The organism is Rhodococcus gordoniae, from assembly GCF_001646655.1.
GTDB lineage: Bacteria > Actinomycetota > Actinomycetes > Mycobacteriales > Mycobacteriaceae > Rhodococcus > Rhodococcus gordoniae.
The window spans coordinates 44,507-61,793 of the sequence record NZ_LPZN01000017.1 but is presented as its reverse complement, the minus strand read 5'-3'; the positions used below and the strand labels follow the sequence as shown (position 1 = coordinate 61,793).

Genomic DNA, 17,287 nt, shown 5'->3' with positions numbered 1-17,287 from the left:
CACCACCAGCCATACACTGTATGGCGATCGCTAGCATACGGCGTATGGCCGCCAGCGCGCATCGGGGTGCACCCTTGACCCCGGAAGAGATCTATTCGACAGCTCTGCGCCTCATCGATGCGATCGGGGTGGAGGGACTGTCCATGCGCAAGCTGGCGGTCGAACTCGACGTCAACCCGATGTCGCTCTACCACCACGTCGACAACAAGACCGCCCTTCTCCGGCGGGTGTGCGCCTTGGTTGCCCTCCAACTGGATGTGCCCGACGATGACGAGGCCCCGTGGACAGAGCAGCTCCGGGCGCTCGGCTATGCGTGTCGCACCAGTGCGCGCCGGCATCCGTCTCTGTGGCTCTACGCGCTGTCGCATCCGGAGGTGACCGGAAGCGATCACCTCCTCTGGAGAGCGCTCGACCGGGTTCTCGCCAACGCCGGTGTCGATGAGGAAGAACAGGTCTACGCCCGCAAGACCCTCTTTGCTCTCCTGGCCGGTTTCATCCTCGGTGAGACGACCGGTGCGCTGAACGAGCAGGGCGGTGCCGCGGACCCCGACAAGACCTTCGAGGCTTTTCTCAACTTTGCGATTTCCGGACTGTCGGCATTCTGAAAGTTGTTCTGCGTCTACACTTTGCGCAAACTCTGCAGTCCCCGGCTGGTAGTGCGGAGTGCAACGATCGATCCGATGGAGCCGATCCCGGTGCGACTCTGTTCGCTTCGATCGGATGGGGTGACCCGATCTCGTGAACGACGGATGATGCAGTGGAGCAACGCTTGTAGTCGTCATTACCGTGTGCGGACGAGCTTCGCCGGTGTCGTCGGTGAATCGACCGCGCGGATGGTGGCATCCAGGGCGAGAGCCCGTGTCCGAATTCTGTTGTGGCGCTGCCGCCGAGAGAATGGTTCCACGACGTGATCGGAGCTCGGTGGTGAGTAGACCGGTGCGGGTGAATCGCCGTTTACCGCGTAGTGCACCATCGATGTGAATACTCGACTCGACAATGTTGGTGAGGGACTCATGGATCCGATTGCCACCCGGTGTGAATTTCGCGGCCACGGTGTCGTACTTGCCGCGGATCGGTGGGACCCACCCACTGTGAGCGACAACGGATCGGGTATCGACCGCAAGGGTGTGGTGTTGTTGCTGCACGGTGGCGGGCAGACCCGGCACTCCTGGCGAAATACCGGCCGAAGGCTGGCGACGGACGGCTGGTCTGCCATCGCTGTGGACGCCCGTGGCCACGGGGACAGTCGATGGGCACCGGACGGGGACTACGGCATCGATGCTCTGGTCGCCGATCTGACGGCGATCATCGGCGAGCTGGGGGAGAAGCCGGTACTGGTCGGGGCGTCGATGGGCGGTATGACGTCGTTGATCGGGCAGGGCGAGAATCCCGACCTCGCTCGCGGGGTGGTCCTGGTCGATATCGCGCCGAAAGTCGAAACCGAGGGCATCGCCGAGATCGCGGCGTTCATGCGCAGTGGCCTCGAAGGATTCGCCAGCCTGGACGAGGCTGCCGCAGCGATCGCGGCGTACACCCCGAACCGTGCTCGCACGTCCAATCCGCAGGGGTTGCGCAAGAACCTGCGCTTGCGCGACGGCCGCTGGTTCTGGCATTGGGATCCGGCGTTTCTTCGCCACGGTGACGAGCCCACTCGTCAAACCGATTCCCTCATGCGGTACGAACGCGCTCGAGAGGCTGCGGCGGCGATCACGGTGCCCACCATGCTTGTTCGGGGCCGGCAATCGAATGTGGTCAGCGAGGAAGGTGCGAAGGAACTGCTCGACCTGATCCCGACCGCCACGCTGATCGACGTCACGGGCGCCGGCCACATGGTCGCTGGTGACGACAATGACGTTTTCAGTGACGGATTGAAGGAGTTTCTCGACGACCGCGTCGTCACCGCACGGTCTTGAAGCAGGTACGACCTGGAGGTCGCCGACAGGAGCGCTCGAATGTCGTCAGGGCTGTAGGCCGGGAGGCTGCCATTCTCCGGTGACCGGCGCCGACTCGAGAGACCGAACCGGGTATGCCACGCCGGTGCCGAGTACTCGGATGCCGACGCGGTCGCCCGGATCGAGGGTGGTGACACCGAAGCGGCGCACGGTGACGCGTTCGGGGACCGCGCCGTCGGGGGCGTCGAGGCGGATACCGATGAGCATCTCCGATCCGAGATACTCGACATCGACGACCATCCCGGACACATCGGCGCCATCCAGGGTGAGCTCGATCTGCTCGGGCCGCACCATGACCTGGGCGCGTCCGTGGACACCGTTCGCGGACACCGGGATCTCGCCGAGCGCGCAGCGTGCCGTTCCGCCGTCGATGCGAGCCGGCAGGACGACGGCGTCACCGATGAACTGTGCGGTGGTGACGTCGATGGGGGCGGAATAGATCTCGCGGGGGGTGCCGATCTGGGCGAGCCGACCTGCATTCATCACTGCGACCCGGTCGGCGAAGGACAGCGCCTCGGATTGATCGTGGGTCACCAGGATGGTGGTGATCCCGGCCTTGGCGAGAACGTCGGCGACGATCCTGCGAGTGCTCGCCCGCAGGCCGGCGTCCAGCGCGGAGAACGGTTCGTCGAGCAGCATCAGTTCCGGTTCGCGCGCCAGTGCCCGCGCGAGGGCCACTCGTTGCTGCTGCCCGCCCGACAGCTGATCGGGTCGTCGGGACGCGTACGAGGCGTCGAGGGAGACCATCTCGAGCAGTTCGGTGATCTTCGCTGAGGTGCGGGCCCGGCGGGGAAGGCCGAAACCGACGTTCGCTCCCACGGTGGCGTGCGGAAACAGCGCACCGTCCTGGGCGACGTAGCCCACCGAACGCCGGTGCGCGGGCGTCCAACCACCGCCTGCGACGATCCGGCCGGCCAGGGCGATGGTGCCGGAATCCGGTTTCTCGAAACCCGCGATCAGGCGGAGCAGGGTGGTTTTGCCGCAGCCGGACGGGCCCACGATCGCCGTGGTCGAGCCCGCCTTCACGGAGAACCCGACGTGCCGCAGGACCGGCGTGGCGCCGAAGGACTTGTCGAGTGCGGCCACTTCGAGGGCGTAGGTCATAGTCCCGCCACCTTCTTCGACTGAGAGAAAAGCAGGTAGGTCATGGGCAGCGACAGCACGATCATGAGCAGTGCATACGGTGCGGCGCCGGCGTAGTCGATCTCGCTGCTCAGGGACCAGAACTGCATGGAGAGAGTGCGGGTACCGGTCGGAGCCAGCAGCAAGGTGGCGGTCAGTTCGTTGACGATACCCAGGAACACCAGCGCGCCACCGGCGGCCATGGCCGGGGCCGCCAGCCGCAAGGTCACCCGGAAGAACGCCGAGAGTGGGGACAGGCCGAGCGACTGGGCGGCCTCCTCGAGCCCGACAGGGGCCTGGGCGAGTCCCGCCCGCAGATTGACCAGTGCGCGTGGCAGGAACAGTAGCGCGTAGGCGGCGATCACCACGGTCACGCTCTGATAGAGCGGAGGGAGATAACGGATGGTGACCGTGACGAACGCCAGTGCCACGACGATGCCGGGCAGCGAACTGGAAATGTAGGTGCCGCCCTCGAGGATGCGGCTGAACCGACCCCGGTGGCGGATCGAGATCCAGGCGATAGGGAACGCGAGTACACAGGTCACCACGGCGCCGACGATGCCGAACCCGAGGGTCTGCGCCAGCGCGGCGGCCAGGGCGTTCCATTCCCAGACGTCGCCGCCACCGATGATGAGCCATCGCAGGACACTGCCGACGGGGACACCGACCGACAACGCGATCAGAACCCCGAGGAACAGCAGTGCGATCGGTGAGTACCACGGGCCGAGCTCGGCAGGCACGGCTCGGCGGGCAGCTCCTGGACCGAGACGGGCGTACCGGGCGCTGCCGCGGACGACCGCTTCGATGATCAGCAGGGACAGGCAGAGCAGGACCAGAACGCCGGCGAGCATGGTCGCTGCGGTTCCGTTGAAGGTCGATTGGTACTGCTCGAAGATCGCCGTGGTGAACGTGTTGAATCGGATGAAGACGAACGCGCCGTATTCGGCGAGCAGGTGCAGTGCGACCAACAGTGCTCCGCCGGCGATGGCAAGGCGCAGTTGCGGGACGACGACGCGGAAGAACACAGCCCACGGGCCGACGCCGAGGGCTCGCGCCGATTCCTCGACGGCGGGATCGAGCCGACGTAGCGTCGCGGCGGTCGGAATGTAGACGAGCGGGAAGTAGGAGAGGGTGGCGATGAGAACGCCGCCGTGCAGTCCGCCGAGGGAGGGAATCAGCGTCACCCACGAATAGCTGTTGACGAACGCCGGCACGGCGAGCGGTGCCGCGAGGAGCACCGCCCACACCTTCGCTCCCGGTACCCGGGTGCGCTCGACGAGCCAGGCGGCGAGGACACCGACGACGATGCAGAGGGGCACCGTGACGACGACCAATTGCACGGTGTTCGTCAGCAGTTCGCGGACGCGGGGGCGGAACAGCAGCGCGGATGCGGTATCCCAGCCCGTGTCGATGCTCTGCACGACGATGTAGCCGAGTGGGATGAGTGACGCGGCCACCACGATCAGTGCGGCAACCGCCAGGGGGAGCGGCGGGCGCGGCCGAGCGGCCGGGCGACGGGGAGTGTCCGAGTCGCCCGACCGCGTGCGGCCGATCGGTGCGAGTTTCAGAGCAGGCCGGCTTCCGTCATGAGTTCGGTGACCTGCGGGCTGTTGAGCTTCGCGGGGTCGACCTTCGGGGCCTGCAGATCGGCGAGCGGCACCAGTTCCGGATTCGCCGGCACATCGCTGCCGACCGAGTACTCGAAGGACGTCCCGGTCTGCAGAACCTCCTGGCCTTGTTTCCCGGTGACGAACTTCAGGAACCGCTGCGCTGCGTCCTGCTGGGTGCTCGATTTCAGGACGCCGCCGCCCGAGACGCTCACGAACGCGCCCGGATCCTCGTTCTTGAAGTAGTGCAGCGCGACGTTGTTGCTGTTCTCACCGGTCCTGGACTGATCTCCGAACCAGTAGTAGTGGTAGATCACGCCGCCCGGGATCTCCCCGGCGTTGACGGCCTTCATCACCGTGTTGTTCCCCTGGTAGGTGCGCACATTCTCCTTCATCCCGGCCAGCCACTGGCGGGTGGCGTCCTCACCCTTCAGCTCGAGCAGCGCACTGATGATGGCCTGGAAGTCGGCGCCCGACGGCGACGCGGCCCATCGGTCCTTCCAGGCAGGGTCCTGCAGGTCGAGCAGCGACCCGGGAAGCTGGTCCTGGGGCAGGCTGTCCTTGTTGTATGCGAAGACGGTGGAGCGGGCCGCGATGCCGGTCCACTTGCCGCTCGACGGCCGGTACTGGCTCGGGACCTGGTCGAGGACGTCCTGGTCGACGTCGGCGAAGAGTCCGGCGTTCTCCACCAGCGTCATCGCCGGGGAGTTCTCGGTGAGGAAGACGTCGGCCGGCGACTGGTCACCTTCGGCGACGAGGAGGTTGCCGAGTTCGGTGTCGTTGCCGTTGCGTAGTTCTACCTCGATGCCGGTCTCGGCGGTGAAGGCGTCGGCCCATTCCTGGGTCAGTGACTCGTGTTGGGCGTTGTACACGGTGATCTGGTCGGCGGTGTCCGAATCGGCTCCGCCACCCGAACCGGACTCCGAGCACGCCGACAGTGTCAGCACCGCGGCGGTGGCCAGAGCCACTCCCGATATCAGTCCGGTCCGAATCCTCATAGTGTGTCCGTCCTCTTGTGCAGCGGGAAATCTCCCACCCGTGGTCAGGAAAACGATGCTACTCGAAGGATTGGCAAGCCTAATAATCGGAACCGGATTCGCGATCCGGACCGACTCGGTAGCACCGGCTCTCGCTGGTAACGCTCCCGGAGTCCGAGCCTTACTACGACCGGCTGCCGGCGGCTGTGTGTGCCTCGGTTGCGGAAGTGCGAGACGAACTATCGGTGGAGACGATCGGATCCCGGTCGCCTCTCGATCGCGGGATGCCGAGCCGTCGGCGCAGGGAGAGGACGGCCGTTACTCCTTGCCAGAAGAGAATGCCGACGAGGATCGACAGAGCGAAGGCCAGCCAAGGATGGTCTTCTCGCAACGGTAGGTACACCTGGAAGTGCGTCAGGTAGATGTAGAGAGATGCGCTTGCCAGCACCCCTGCGATCCTGCTCAGTGCAGGTGGGCAGGGAACGGAGTCGAGCCACACCAGCAGGCACAGCCCACCTATGACGAGGAGCTCTCGCTGGAGGTCGCCGGAGAAGTATCCGGGCACAGTGGCTGCGATCACCGCGGTGACGCCCGCGCGGTGCCACACGGTCGTCGCCGTGGCGGCGGCCCAACCCAGGGCGAACAGCCAGAAGACCATCGAGGCGCTCAGGATGAGATTGTTGCCGTCGCCGAGCTCGACGATGCCGTAGCGGGGGAGCAGACCCACGCCCACCAATCCGATGGCGAACCAGAACGAGTGTTTGCGCTCGATGCGATCGACGAGCGGGATGGACAACACCGCGATGACGACGAGCAGGATGTAGACGATCGCTTCGATGAACCAGTACCGCCATTCCGGCGTCCACCCGTCGGGTCCGAGAATGCCGTTGAGCAAGAAGGCGCTGGTCACGAGATAGTCGCCGGTCAGTGCGATCACGGCAGCGAGCCACAGCATGCTGGGGACGGCGATTCGGGCCACGCTGCCCAGGACATGGCGTACCCGTTCGGTCCGGGGAGTGGCGAGATGGAAGCGGGCGAAGTTGTAGCCGGCGACCCCGAGGAGCACATGCGCGCCGCCGAGCGCCCCGAACAGCCGAATGTGTGATCCCACGATGAGCACGATCGCGACGGCGCGGAGCAGCACGTTGGTCTCGACCGTCCGCCACCATCGTCGTCGGGGTGCGGGTACGAAATCCTTGATCGCGGTGGTGTGCCAGTTCTCGGGAAGACAGCCGAGCATCCGCTCGAGTCGGAGGGACATCTGCACATAGGACAGGGAATCGCCGCCGAGGCTCACGAACGAGCTGTCGTCGGTGACCTGCGTACTGCGCAACACCTCGGCATACAGGGCCCGCAGGGCGTCCGTGTCCGCGACGGTGGTCGTTGTCGTCACCGGAACGGGTGCTGCGTCGTGGACCAGCCCGGCCACCGCCCGAAGGTCGGGTTTGCCCGTGCTGGTCCGTGGAAGTTCGTCGACGAGGCACACCCGCACCGCGGCGACGGGAAGACCGCAGGCCCGTGCGCTCGCGGACCGGACCGCGTCGACATCGCTCGCGCCTTCGACCGCCACGATCATTTCGTCCGTACCACCGACGCAGCAGGCCGTCAGGCCCTCCTGTGCGAGAGTCGACTCGATCTGTTGCAGGTCGAGCCGCAGCCCGAAGAGCTTGACGAATCGGCTGCGCCGGCCCACCACCTCGTACAATCCGCCGTCGATCTGCCGCGCAAGGTCTCCGGTTCGTAGTTCGCCCTCCAGGATGTCCCCGAGACCCAGATCCTCGGGAGTGTGCGCGTAGCCGAGCATCACGTTCGGCCCCGTATAGATCAGTTCACCGGTGCCGTCCGGAGCATCCGGTACCGCCTCGAGGCGGAAGGAGCCCCCGGGTACAGCCCGTCCGATCGACTGCGGATGGTCGGTGGCGAGTTCCGGAGGCAGGTACGCCATCCGTGCGGTTGCCTCCGTCTGTCCGTACATGACGAAGAAGTCCCAGCCCCGCTCACGACCCAGTTGCGCATAGGCGCGGACACGATCCGGTGACAGTCGCCCGCCGGCCTGCGTGATGTAGCGCAGGTCGGGCAGATCCAGTTCGTCGAATCCGAACCGGTCGAGCAGATCGAAGGTGTAGGGCACGCCGGCGAAGCTGGTGCCCCCGTGTGCCCGGAACAGCTCCCAGAACGCCGGGTCGGTGACCGAGCGGGTCGTGAGCACCACTGCAGCGCCGCGCAGCAGATGGCTGTGGATCACCGACAAGCCGTAGCAGTAATGCATCGGCAATGTCGTCACCGCACGGTCGGTTCCGCGGATGCCGAGGTAGTCCGCGATCGACTCGGCATTGGACTGCACGTTGCGATGCGACAGGCGGACGAGTTTCGGGGAACCGGTCGAGCCGGAGGTGCTCAACAGCAGCGCCAGGTCGGGGTGCAGCACATGTGAGGAACCGTCACCCCGTTCCTCGACAGCCACGGTCCCGTCGATGCTGCGCACCACCACGTCGGGTCGGTACACGTCGATCAGACCTTCGAGAGCGACGGGGTTGTCGCCCGGCGCCAGCAACACCGGATGTCCGGCGAGCAGAGCCGCGAGGTAGACGATGATCACGTCGATCTCGTTGGCACCTGCGAGCAGCACCAGGCGGCGGGTCTCGCCGAGCCGGGACGTTTCGTGCCGGACCTGCGCGGCCAGTTCGCTGTAGGTGACCGTCCGCTCCGACGTGATCAAGGCAGGGGTGTCGCCGAAGTCTTGCAGCCGACGTACGAAGCGCACGCCGGGACGCTCGTCGAGTATGGGGGAGCTGAACACCGAAAAAGTCTAAGGTATGGCGAACCTAACAGCCGAGGGTAGTGGGGGAAGTTCTCCACGGTGAACGTCTCTCCTGGTCACGGCCAGGGACACCGTTCTCCTGGACGCGGCGGTCATCCGAGATGACAGGTGGCGCGAGCTGGGACAATCCACCAGCGTTCACCGCCACGTGCGGACCTTCGACGCGGTGGCCGACACAGCCTTGACGCGCTGATCGTCCGGCCGGTGCCGGGTCGGTCGGCTATCCGGCCAGTGGGACGACCTCCGAGCAAGATATGCCAGGATGACAAGCTTCCGATATGAGGTCTCCGACGTCGGTGCGTATCCCCCCGAAGAACATGACCTGGATCTCCGGCGGCACGTTCTGGATGGGCTCGGAGGAGTTCTATCCCGAGGAGCGGCCGGTCCATCAGGTGCGTGTCGACGGATTCTTCATCGACACCCATCCGGTGACCGTCGCTGAGTTCCGACGGTTCGTGAAGGCAACCGGATACGTGACGACCGCGGAAACATCACCTCGGGCCGAGGACTATCCCGACGCCGATCCGCATTTGCTCGTGCCGGGTTCGCTGGTGTTCACCGCCCCGTCCGGGCCGGTGCCGCTCGATGACTATCACAGGTGGTGGACGTGGACACCCGGAGCCTCATGGCGCCACCCGGAGGGGCCTGGCAGCGACCTGGCCGGGCGCGAACGTCATCCCGTGACGCATGTGTCGTACTTCGACGCCCGGACCTATGCACAGTGGGCGGGTAAAGAACTGCCCTCGGAAGCGGAGTGGGAGTATGCGGCGCGGGGCGGTCTGGACCGGGCCCGTTTCGTCTGGGGGGACGAATTCACGCCTCGCGGCCGCTATCGTGCGAACACGTGGCAGGGACGTTTCCCGTGGGAGAACACCGCGGAGGACGGATTTGTGGGCACCTCCCCGGTGGGAGCGTACGGACCCAATGGTTACGGGCTCTCGGACATGGCCGGCAACGTCTGGGAGTGGACCGAGGACTTCTTCTTCGCGCGCCACGGTGCGGATGGCCGTGACCTCGAATCGGCACGTGCGTGTTGTATTCCGTCGAATCCGCGCGTAACGACGTCGGATGGGGACGAGCGTTATCCTCGCCGGGTCATCAAGGGTGGATCGCATCTGTGTGCGCCCAACTACTGCTTGCGCTATCGCCCGGCTGCGCGTCAGGGAGAAAGTGTGGAGACGTCCACGTGTCACATCGGATTCCGTTGCGTCATCCGTCCATGATGCTCTGGTCGCCGTGCACTGCCGTCGGCCCGTGCCGGGAGCTTCACGGCTCCGCGGCACCGGCCGAGAGGGCTCAGAACGGGATGTCGCCTTCGATCGAGACTCGTTCCATGACTCGTCGGTGAGGGAAATAGTCGCTGGCGGCGTAGTGTTGGGTGGCTCGGTTGTCCCAGAAGGCAATCGAGTCGGGTGCCCAGCGGAACCGGCACTGGAAGTCGGGAACCTTGGCCTGATCGAACAACTGCTGGAGCAGTCGGTCGCCTTCGACCGGATCGATGTCGGGAATGTGGGTGGTGAACAGACTGTTGACGAACAGGGTCTTACGTCCGGTCTCGGGGTGCGTCCGTACGATGGGGTGCCGTACCGGAGGGTACTGTTCCTTCATCTGTTCGAGTCGCTCCGGAGTCATGCTGCGGCCGAACGACGGAACGAAATCGTGTACTGCTTCGAGTCCGTCGATCCGTTCTTTGATCTCGTCCGGGAGACAGTCGTAGGCATTTCCCATGTCCGCCCACAGCGTGTCGCCACCGGCCGGCGGAACTTCCAGCGCCCGCAGAACGGAGCCGAGCGGAGGTCGTTTCTGCCAGGTGACATCCACATGCCAGATGTTCTCCGTACCCGGATTGTCCTGGCTGCGTTCGAAATGCACCACTTCCGGAACCTCCCCCTGGGGAAGCAGCGGATGCACCTCGAGTTCTCCCCAGTGGCGAGCGAAATCGCGGTGCTGTTCTGCGGTGATGTGCTGATTCCGGAAGAACAGCACCTTCCACTCCAGCAGGGCTCTGCGCAACTCGTCGATCTGTTCGGTTTCCGGGCTGCGCAGATCTATTCCGGACACCACCGCACCGATGTACGGGGTGACAGGTTCCAGCTGCACCGTCGTGTACGGAGCGGTCTCGTGCTCCCCCGCCGTGCGACGTAGCAGGCGTGGTCCGAATTCGATTTTGTGCGAGCCTATTTCAACTGTGCGTGAGGAAATCGTGGGGGACACCGGAGCTCCTGTCGGGTGGGTTCGGGCGATCACCGGTTGCGTTGTGTCCGGGATGCCGGTGGGTGGCGTCTGCGAGCAGGGCGGCGACGGTCATGTCGATCAGGTGATCGACGGTCTCGTCGAAGTCTGCTCGCACGGATATGAATTCGGCGCGACGCTGCTCGTACAGAGCGAGTGCCGACACCGCCATGTTGAACATCAGATCGATGCGTGTCGTGGCGACACGGGCCGGGAGATGCGTCAGAGCGCGGATGAGGCGGCCGATGATCTCCGAGTTGGCGTCCCGGAGGCCGGCGAAATCGGGGGCGGCGAAGTCGACGCTCGGTGATACACGTGCGATGAAGCGGGCATAGTGGCTGCCTTCGGGGGTGGAGGCGAGGAACTCGGTCAGCGGGCGCAGTTCCGCTTCGACCAGGGCGCGTACGTCGTTGCCCAGACCGGCACGGTCGATGTCGTCGAGATGCTGCCGGCGAACCGCGTTGATGGTGGTCATTCGGAACCGAAAGATTTCTCGCAGCAACCCTTCTCGGTTTCCGAAGTGATACTGCACGGCAGAGTTGTTCCGGTGCCCTGCAGTCGTGGCGATGTCGCGCATGGACACTCCCTCGATGCCGTGTACGGCGTACAGGCGTTCGGCAGCTTCGAGGAGCGACTGGCGGGAATCGGCCGATGGCGACATGCGAACACGTTATGTCGACACACCCGCCACGTCAAGACACTGTCTTAAATCGGGGAAATCACTGCAGGAAACCTTTTTTCGTGCTGTGTCGGGTCGGCCATGATCTGTCGCGGCGGCTCGGCTCGCCGGGGTGCATCACAGGTCTCACTCAGCGGGACCGAAGGACGGTGAGGCGAACTTTCGTGATTAGCGTCACGTCGGGTCGAGCTCCGTGGAACGAGCCGACGTCTGCATGTCGCGCCGCCCCCGAGCCGCCGGCGCCCCGCGACCAATTCCACCCTCCTCGGCCCTGCCGACTCGATCTAAGGATCATGCCTGTGCGCGTTCCGACACCCCCCACGACCGGCACCTCGAAACGACGGTTGTTCGCCCTGCTCGCCGTCATCATCCTGTTCTCGGAGATCGCCACCTTCGAGATCCTCATGGTGTATCCGGCTCTGCCCCATATCGCGTCGTCCTTCAACACGTTGAACGTGGCATGGACGATGTCCATCGTCACCCTCGCCGGCGCCACACTGATGCCGATGATCGGCAAGGCCTCGGACAAACTCGGCAAGAAGCGTGTCATTCTCTTTCTCGCCGTCGTGTTCATCGTGGGCAGCGTCATCAGCGCCGCGTCGACCTCCTTCGAGATGATGTTGGTCGGCCGAGCGGCCCAGGGAGCCCTGGTCGGTATCGTCGCGCTGTCCTACAGTCTCGTGCGCGACATCATGCCGCGCGAGTTCGTTCCGATCGCGCTCGGTGTCGTGGCCACGGGCATCGGCATGTCGGCGGTGGCCGGACCGTTCATCGCGGGGTGGCTGATCGACGGTTTCGGATTCCGATCGGTGTTCTGGTTCCTCGCCGTCTACGTGGCCGCGTTGATCCCGCTGTACGCCCTGGTGGTTCCGGAGAGCCCCGTGCGCGCCGACCGGCCCGTCGACTATCTCGGGACCCTGCTTCTCGGTCCGGGTGTCGGTGTGTTGCTGCTCGGCATCACCAAGGGGTCGGCGTGGGGATGGTCGACCGGCCGGACAGTGGCGCTACTGGTGATCGGTTCGGTGATGTTGGCACTGTTCGTCGTGCGACAGCGCACCACCGAGCATCCCCTCATCGATTTCGCCATCCTGTTCGGGCGCCGGTTCGGTCCCACCGTTCTCGCCGTGGCGTGTGTCGGTTACATGATGAACGCACACGCGTTCATGATGCCGATCCTGTTGCAGACGCCGGGTGGTGTCCCGGGCATCTCGTACGGGGCGGGGCTGAGTGCCACGGCCTACGCGCTGTGGACCTGTGCGCTGGGCATCGGCGCGATGGTCGCCGGACCCCTCGGCGGGTTCTGCGCGAAGAAGTTCGGCCCGCGACAGGTGCTGATCGTCGCTGCCGCCCTGTTCATCTTCGTGATGTTCCTCGGATCCCGTCTTCCCCAGACTCTGGCCGAAGCGATCACCATCAGCGCGGCAGCCGGATTCGCGGTCGGTTTCCTGCACTCCTCCAACGCGAACCTGGTTCAGGACTCGTTGCCGGCCGAGCAGAGCGGGGTGGGCACCACGATCGCCGGAGTGGGTATGCAGCTGACATCGGCGGTCGCCGTGACCGTCACCGGTGTGATCATGGCGAACCATGTGGCCGGTGCACGCCCCGGCGGTAAGGCCGTGCTCTATGCCGACTCGGCTTTCGTGCAGGGATTCGGTGCTGCTGCTGTGGTCGGCGCGGTGGGCATCGTCATCGCGCTGGTGATGAAACACGGACGTGCACCTGCTCAGGGTGGACTTGCCACGCCCGCGCCCGCGCCCGCGACATCGACGGCCCCCCGCGAACACGTCTGACCCCCGTCGACGCCCTCTGCCCCGCACCCACCACGTCCAGTCAGGAGCATCTCGATGGATCGCCATGCCTTGCCGATCGTGACTTCGAGCCCTCAGCCTTCGGCCGCCGTCGACTACCGCAGTCAAACCCGCCCGTTCCGCCGGGACGAACCCGTCCGTCCTCCCGCAGGCGCACCGAACGTGCTTCTCGTGATGATCGACGACGTCGGATTCGGCGCAGCGTCCGCGTTCGGTGGCCCCTGCCGCACGCCGACCGCCGAACGGCTCGCCGAAGACGGCTTGAAGTACACCCGATTCCACACCACCGCGTTGTGCTCACCGACCCGCGCCGCGACGCTGACCGGGCGTAACCACCACTCGGTCGGAATGGGCGTCATCTCCGAGATGGCGGGCGCGGCACCCGGATACAACGGAACACGTCCCGCCTCGGCTGCCACCGTGGCGCGCATCCTGCAGGGAAACGGGTACACCACGGGAGCGTTCGGCAAGATGCACCAGACTCCGACCTGGGAGATGACTCCGGCCGGACCGTTCGACAGATGGCCTTGCCGTGAGGGATTCGACAAGTTCTACGGATTCCTCGGCGCCGAATCGGATCAGTTCAACCCGGTGTTGTACGAGGACTTCACGGTGGTCGCACCGCCGAGAACACCGGAAGAGGGTTACCACCTCTCCGAAGATCTGGTGGATCGCGCTCTGGCCTGGATCGAGGGTGTGAACGCCGTCGACGAGAACAAGCCCTGGTTCTGTTATCTGCCGTTCGGTGCCTGTCATGCACCGCTGCAGGTACCGGACGAATATCTCGACAAGTACCGGCACGAGTTCGATCACGGCTGGGACCGGCAACGTGAGATCACCCTGGAACGTCAGAAGCGCCTGGGTGTCGTGCCCGAGGACACCGTCCTCGCGCCGTGGGCCCCGGGACTTCCCCACTGGGACTCACTGGACGACGACGCGAAGAAGGCGTCTGCGCGCTTGATGGAACTGTACGCGGCCTTCCTCGAACATACCGATGATCAGGTCGGCCGCCTCGTCGACCGACTGCAGGAGACCGGGGCGCTGGACAACACGCTCATCCTGTACATGCTCGGCGACAACGGAGCCTCCGCGGAAGGAGGCCTGGAAGGTTCGTTCAACTATCTGGCGGAATTGAACGGCTACCGGAGCACTACGCGGGACGTGCTCGACCGGTTCGACGAACTCGGCACACCCACCAGCTACCCGCATTACCCGGCTTCGTGGGCTCTTGCACTCGACACCCCCTATCAGTGGGCCAAGCAGGTCGCTTCACATTACGGCGGCACCCGTAACGGGCTGATCGTGCACTGGCCTGCCGGCATTGCCGCCACAGGTGGCCTGCGCCATCAATGGCACCATTGCGTCGATATCACCCCGACCATCCTCGAGGCGGCGAGCGTTCCGGCGCCGCACACGGTCGACGGTGTCGCCCAGATGCCCATGGAAGGTGTCGCGATGAACTACACGTTCGACGACCCGGCGGCCGAGGAACGTCACGTCACCCAGTACTTCGAGATCTTCGGTAACAGAGGTATCTATCACGAGGGGTGGACGGCGGTGACGGCACACCGCGCGCCCTGGCACATGGCGACCTACGGTCTCGAACTGCCCGGCCTCGACGAGGACCGCTGGGAGTTGTACGACACCACCACCGATTGGTCCCAGGCCCGCGATCTGGCGGACGAACATCCGGACGCCCTCGAGCGCTTGAAACAGCTCTTTCTCACCGAAGCCGCCCGATATCGGGTGCTTCCGCTCGACGACCGCACCGTCGGCCGAGGATCGGATCCGAGCTCCCGGCCGCCGCACCCGTTCGCGGGCCGACGCACCGTGACGCTGTATCCGCACATGCAGGGACTGGTCGAGAAGGCTGCACCCTCGTTCTTCAACCGTTCTTTCTCGCTGACCGCCCGGATCGACACTCGGGGGTCATCGTGCGAAGGAATGCTGGTCGGTATCGGGGGGCGTTTCGGCGGATTCGGGTTCTATGTGCTCGAGTCGCGGCCGGTGTTCTGCTACAACTTCAACGGAAAAGAGCACACTTTTGTTCGAGGACCGGCACTCTCGGAAGACGTGCGCGAGGTGTCGGTGCATTTCGAGTACGACGGTGGAGGCATCGGTAAGGGTGGCCGAGTGACACTGCTGGTCGACGGTGCCGCCGTTGCCGATGGGCGCGTCGAACGCACTGCGCGGGCGATCTTCTCGATGAACGAACAGCTCGATATCGGTATCGATCGCGGTAGCCCGGTGGCCGAGGAGATCGCTCGCCGAGACCGTTTCGCATTCTCCGGCACTGTGCATCACGTCAGAATCGAATTCGGTTCGGGTGGGGGAGTCCCGGTGGACGAGCAGCGGCGGATAGCGCTGGCAACCCACTGACCGGAGGTCGATGATCGCTGTCGACCGCGGCCCGGGAAGTCCGTCGAGGGACTTCCCGGGCCGCGCTGCCCGGGTGGTTCGAATGTGTCTGTGCGGGATGACCGACCTGTTTCGGAAATGGGTTGCCGGCGAGTCACTTCACGATGTTGTTCGGTGGCATGTCGAGCTCGTACTCCGAGGATTCACGATCAGGGCCGGAAGATTCTTCTCCGGAATCGGCTTCGAATCGGGCCCTGATGGGGTGTGTTCGCGGGTCTCGGAGCGTCGGGGCGACATGCATCGCGCGGGCCCAGGAGGCTTCTCCGGGTGAGGGATCTCGTGCAGAATCCCGTCGACGCCGGTACCTGGTCTTGAGATGATATGCAGCGATGATCACGGCGAACGCGATCAGCGACTGCACCAGTTCCGGACGGGCACCGGTAAACCACATTCCCACGAGGATCGCAGCGATGGCGACGGTGACCACGATGGGCAGGACGGGATAGAGCCACACCCGGAACTGCAGGATCTCCGGAGATGTGCGTTCCCACCGGCGGCGTAATACCAGCTCGGACAGGCAGATCAGGATGTAGACGAACAGGCAGATCGCGCCCGACGAGGTGACCAGATACAGGAAGATCGTCTCGGGCCAGAGGTAGGCGGCAGCGATACATATATAGCCGATGAAGGTGCACGACAGCACCCCCTTCAGTGGCACGCCGCGGGAATTGACGGATGTCATCCAGGCAGGAGCGTCACCGTGGGCGCCGAGTACGAACAACATTCGCGAGGCCGTGTAGAGCCCGGAGTTCAAGCAGGAGAGCACGGCGACGAGAACGACGAAGTTGAGTATTTCGGCTGCGCCGGGGACACCCAGTACATCGAGGGCGGAGACGAACGGGGATTCTCCGACGACGTAGCTGTCCCACGGCAGCATGGTGACGAGCAAGAATGTGGCGCCGACGAAGAACGCCAGGATCCGGAACACCACCGTGCTGGTAGCGCGGCGGATCGCCGCGGCAGGTTCCTTCGATTCGGCTGCGGCGATCGTCACCAGCTCTGCTCCCGTCATCGAGAAGATGACGGCGACGACACCGACGAGGACAGGAGTGAAACCGTTCGGCAGGAAACCGCCGTGGGCAGTCAGATTCTCGAAGGACAGATCGGCTCCCGGCCAGATACCCGACACGTAGAGGCCGGCCAGGACGAGGAAGGCGATGATGACCGCGACCTTGATCCCGGCGAACCAGTACTCCGCCTCACCGAAGTTGCCGACCGACAACAGGTTCACCACGGTCATCAGCAACAGTAGGCCGGCCGCCATCAGCCACAACGGAACGCCGGGGAACCAGCGACCGAGCAAGGTGGCTCCGACCACCGCCTCGATTCCGACAACGACCACCCAGAAGTACCAGAACAGCCAGCCCGTTGCGAAGCCCGCCCAATTACCCATGGCGTCGCGGGCGTATTCGGTGAACGACCCGGTGCACGGCTTGGCGACGGCCATCTCACCGAGCATCCGCATGACCAGGAAGACGATGAGTCCACAGATCAGGCAGGTGAAGATGGCCCCGGGGCCCGCTTGGCCGATGATGGCGCTGATGCCGACGAAGAATCCCGCCCCGATCACCCCGCCCATCGACAACATGGTGAGATGACGTCTCTTCAAAGCGTGACCGAGGGTATCGGACCTATCGGCCGATGAATCGGTGTGCACGGCACTCCCTTCGA

12 protein-coding genes are annotated in these 17,287 nt (G+C 64.9%); 5 read left to right on the top strand and 7 right to left on the bottom strand.

The window, feature by feature from the left end; all coding sequences use genetic code 11:
• The first annotated feature begins 44 nt into the window (after positions 1–44).
• Both A8G18_RS09585 and A8G18_RS09580 read left to right on the top strand, forming a co-directional pair.
• Entirely contained in the window at positions 45–605 is a 561-nt protein-coding gene (locus A8G18_RS09585) for a TetR/AcrR family transcriptional regulator (RefSeq protein WP_016933505.1), read from the top strand.
• A 408-nt stretch (positions 606–1,013) separates the two neighbouring features.
• The gene (locus tag A8G18_RS09580; protein WP_064063692.1) at positions 1,014–1,913 is read left to right on the top strand and encodes an alpha/beta fold hydrolase; all 900 of its coding nucleotides are present in this window, start codon (positions 1,014–1,016) and stop codon (positions 1,911–1,913) included.
• 45 nt (positions 1,914–1,958) lie between these two features.
• Here A8G18_RS09580 and A8G18_RS09575 read toward each other — a convergent pair whose 3' ends face one another.
• The 4 genes from A8G18_RS09575 to A8G18_RS09560 all read right to left on the bottom strand — a co-directional run bounded on the left by A8G18_RS09575 (position 1,959) and on the right by A8G18_RS09560 (position 8,458).
• On the bottom strand, positions 1,959–3,056 hold the full coding sequence (locus tag A8G18_RS09575) for an ABC transporter ATP-binding protein (protein WP_064063691.1): 1,098 nt from the start codon (positions 3,054–3,056) through the stop codon (positions 1,959–1,961).
• On the bottom strand, positions 3,053–4,555 hold the full coding sequence (locus tag A8G18_RS09570) for an ABC transporter permease (protein WP_037222918.1): 1,503 nt from the start codon (positions 4,553–4,555) through the stop codon (positions 3,053–3,055). Before A8G18_RS09570 ends, A8G18_RS09575 begins: the two co-directional genes overlap by 4 nt.
• Before the next feature lie 83 nt (positions 4,556–4,638).
• Positions 4,639–5,679, bottom strand: a complete 1,041-nt coding sequence (locus tag A8G18_RS09565) for an iron ABC transporter substrate-binding protein (RefSeq protein WP_064063689.1) — start codon at positions 5,677–5,679, stop codon at positions 4,639–4,641.
• A gap of 163 nt (positions 5,680–5,842) precedes the next feature.
• Complete coding sequence (locus A8G18_RS09560) at positions 5,843–8,458, bottom strand: AMP-binding protein (RefSeq protein ID WP_425337694.1); 2,616 nt, start codon at positions 8,456–8,458, stop codon at positions 5,843–5,845.
• Between the two features lie 338 nt (positions 8,459–8,796).
• Here A8G18_RS09560 and A8G18_RS09555 point away from each other — a divergent pair, with 338 nt between their 5' ends.
• Positions 8,797–9,702, top strand: a complete 906-nt coding sequence (locus tag A8G18_RS09555) for a formylglycine-generating enzyme family protein (RefSeq protein WP_172506157.1) — start codon at positions 8,797–8,799, stop codon at positions 9,700–9,702.
• A gap of 73 nt (positions 9,703–9,775) precedes the next feature.
• Here A8G18_RS09555 and A8G18_RS09550 read toward each other — a convergent pair whose 3' ends face one another.
• Positions 9,776–10,627 (bottom strand): TauD/TfdA dioxygenase family protein, encoded by an 852-nt coding sequence (locus tag A8G18_RS09550; protein WP_425337696.1) that lies wholly within the window; start codon positions 10,625–10,627, stop codon positions 9,776–9,778.
• Between the two features lie 34 nt (positions 10,628–10,661).
• Positions 10,662–11,372, bottom strand: coding sequence for a TetR/AcrR family transcriptional regulator (locus A8G18_RS09545; RefSeq protein WP_064063686.1), 711 nt, complete (start codon positions 11,370–11,372; stop codon positions 10,662–10,664).
• Between the two features lie 311 nt (positions 11,373–11,683).
• On the opposite strand from A8G18_RS09545, the gene A8G18_RS09540 reads away from it, so the two are divergent.
• Together A8G18_RS09540 and A8G18_RS09535 are read left to right on the top strand one after the other, a co-directional pair.
• Positions 11,684–13,180 carry an MFS transporter gene (locus A8G18_RS09540; RefSeq protein ID WP_064063685.1) on the top strand — a complete coding sequence of 499 codons (1,497 nt, stop codon included), beginning with the start codon at positions 11,684–11,686 and terminating at the stop codon, positions 13,178–13,180.
• A gap of 54 nt (positions 13,181–13,234) precedes the next feature.
• On the top strand, positions 13,235–15,577 hold the full coding sequence (locus tag A8G18_RS09535; protein WP_064063684.1) for an arylsulfatase: 2,343 nt from the start codon (positions 13,235–13,237) through the stop codon (positions 15,575–15,577).
• A gap of 133 nt (positions 15,578–15,710) precedes the next feature.
• On the opposite strand, the gene A8G18_RS09530 is transcribed toward A8G18_RS09535, so the two are convergent.
• A complete protein-coding gene (locus A8G18_RS09530; protein ID WP_064063683.1) occupies positions 15,711–17,204 on the bottom strand; it encodes an amino acid permease in 1,494 nt (497 codons plus the stop codon).
• Between the last annotated feature and the right edge of the window lie 83 nt (positions 17,205–17,287).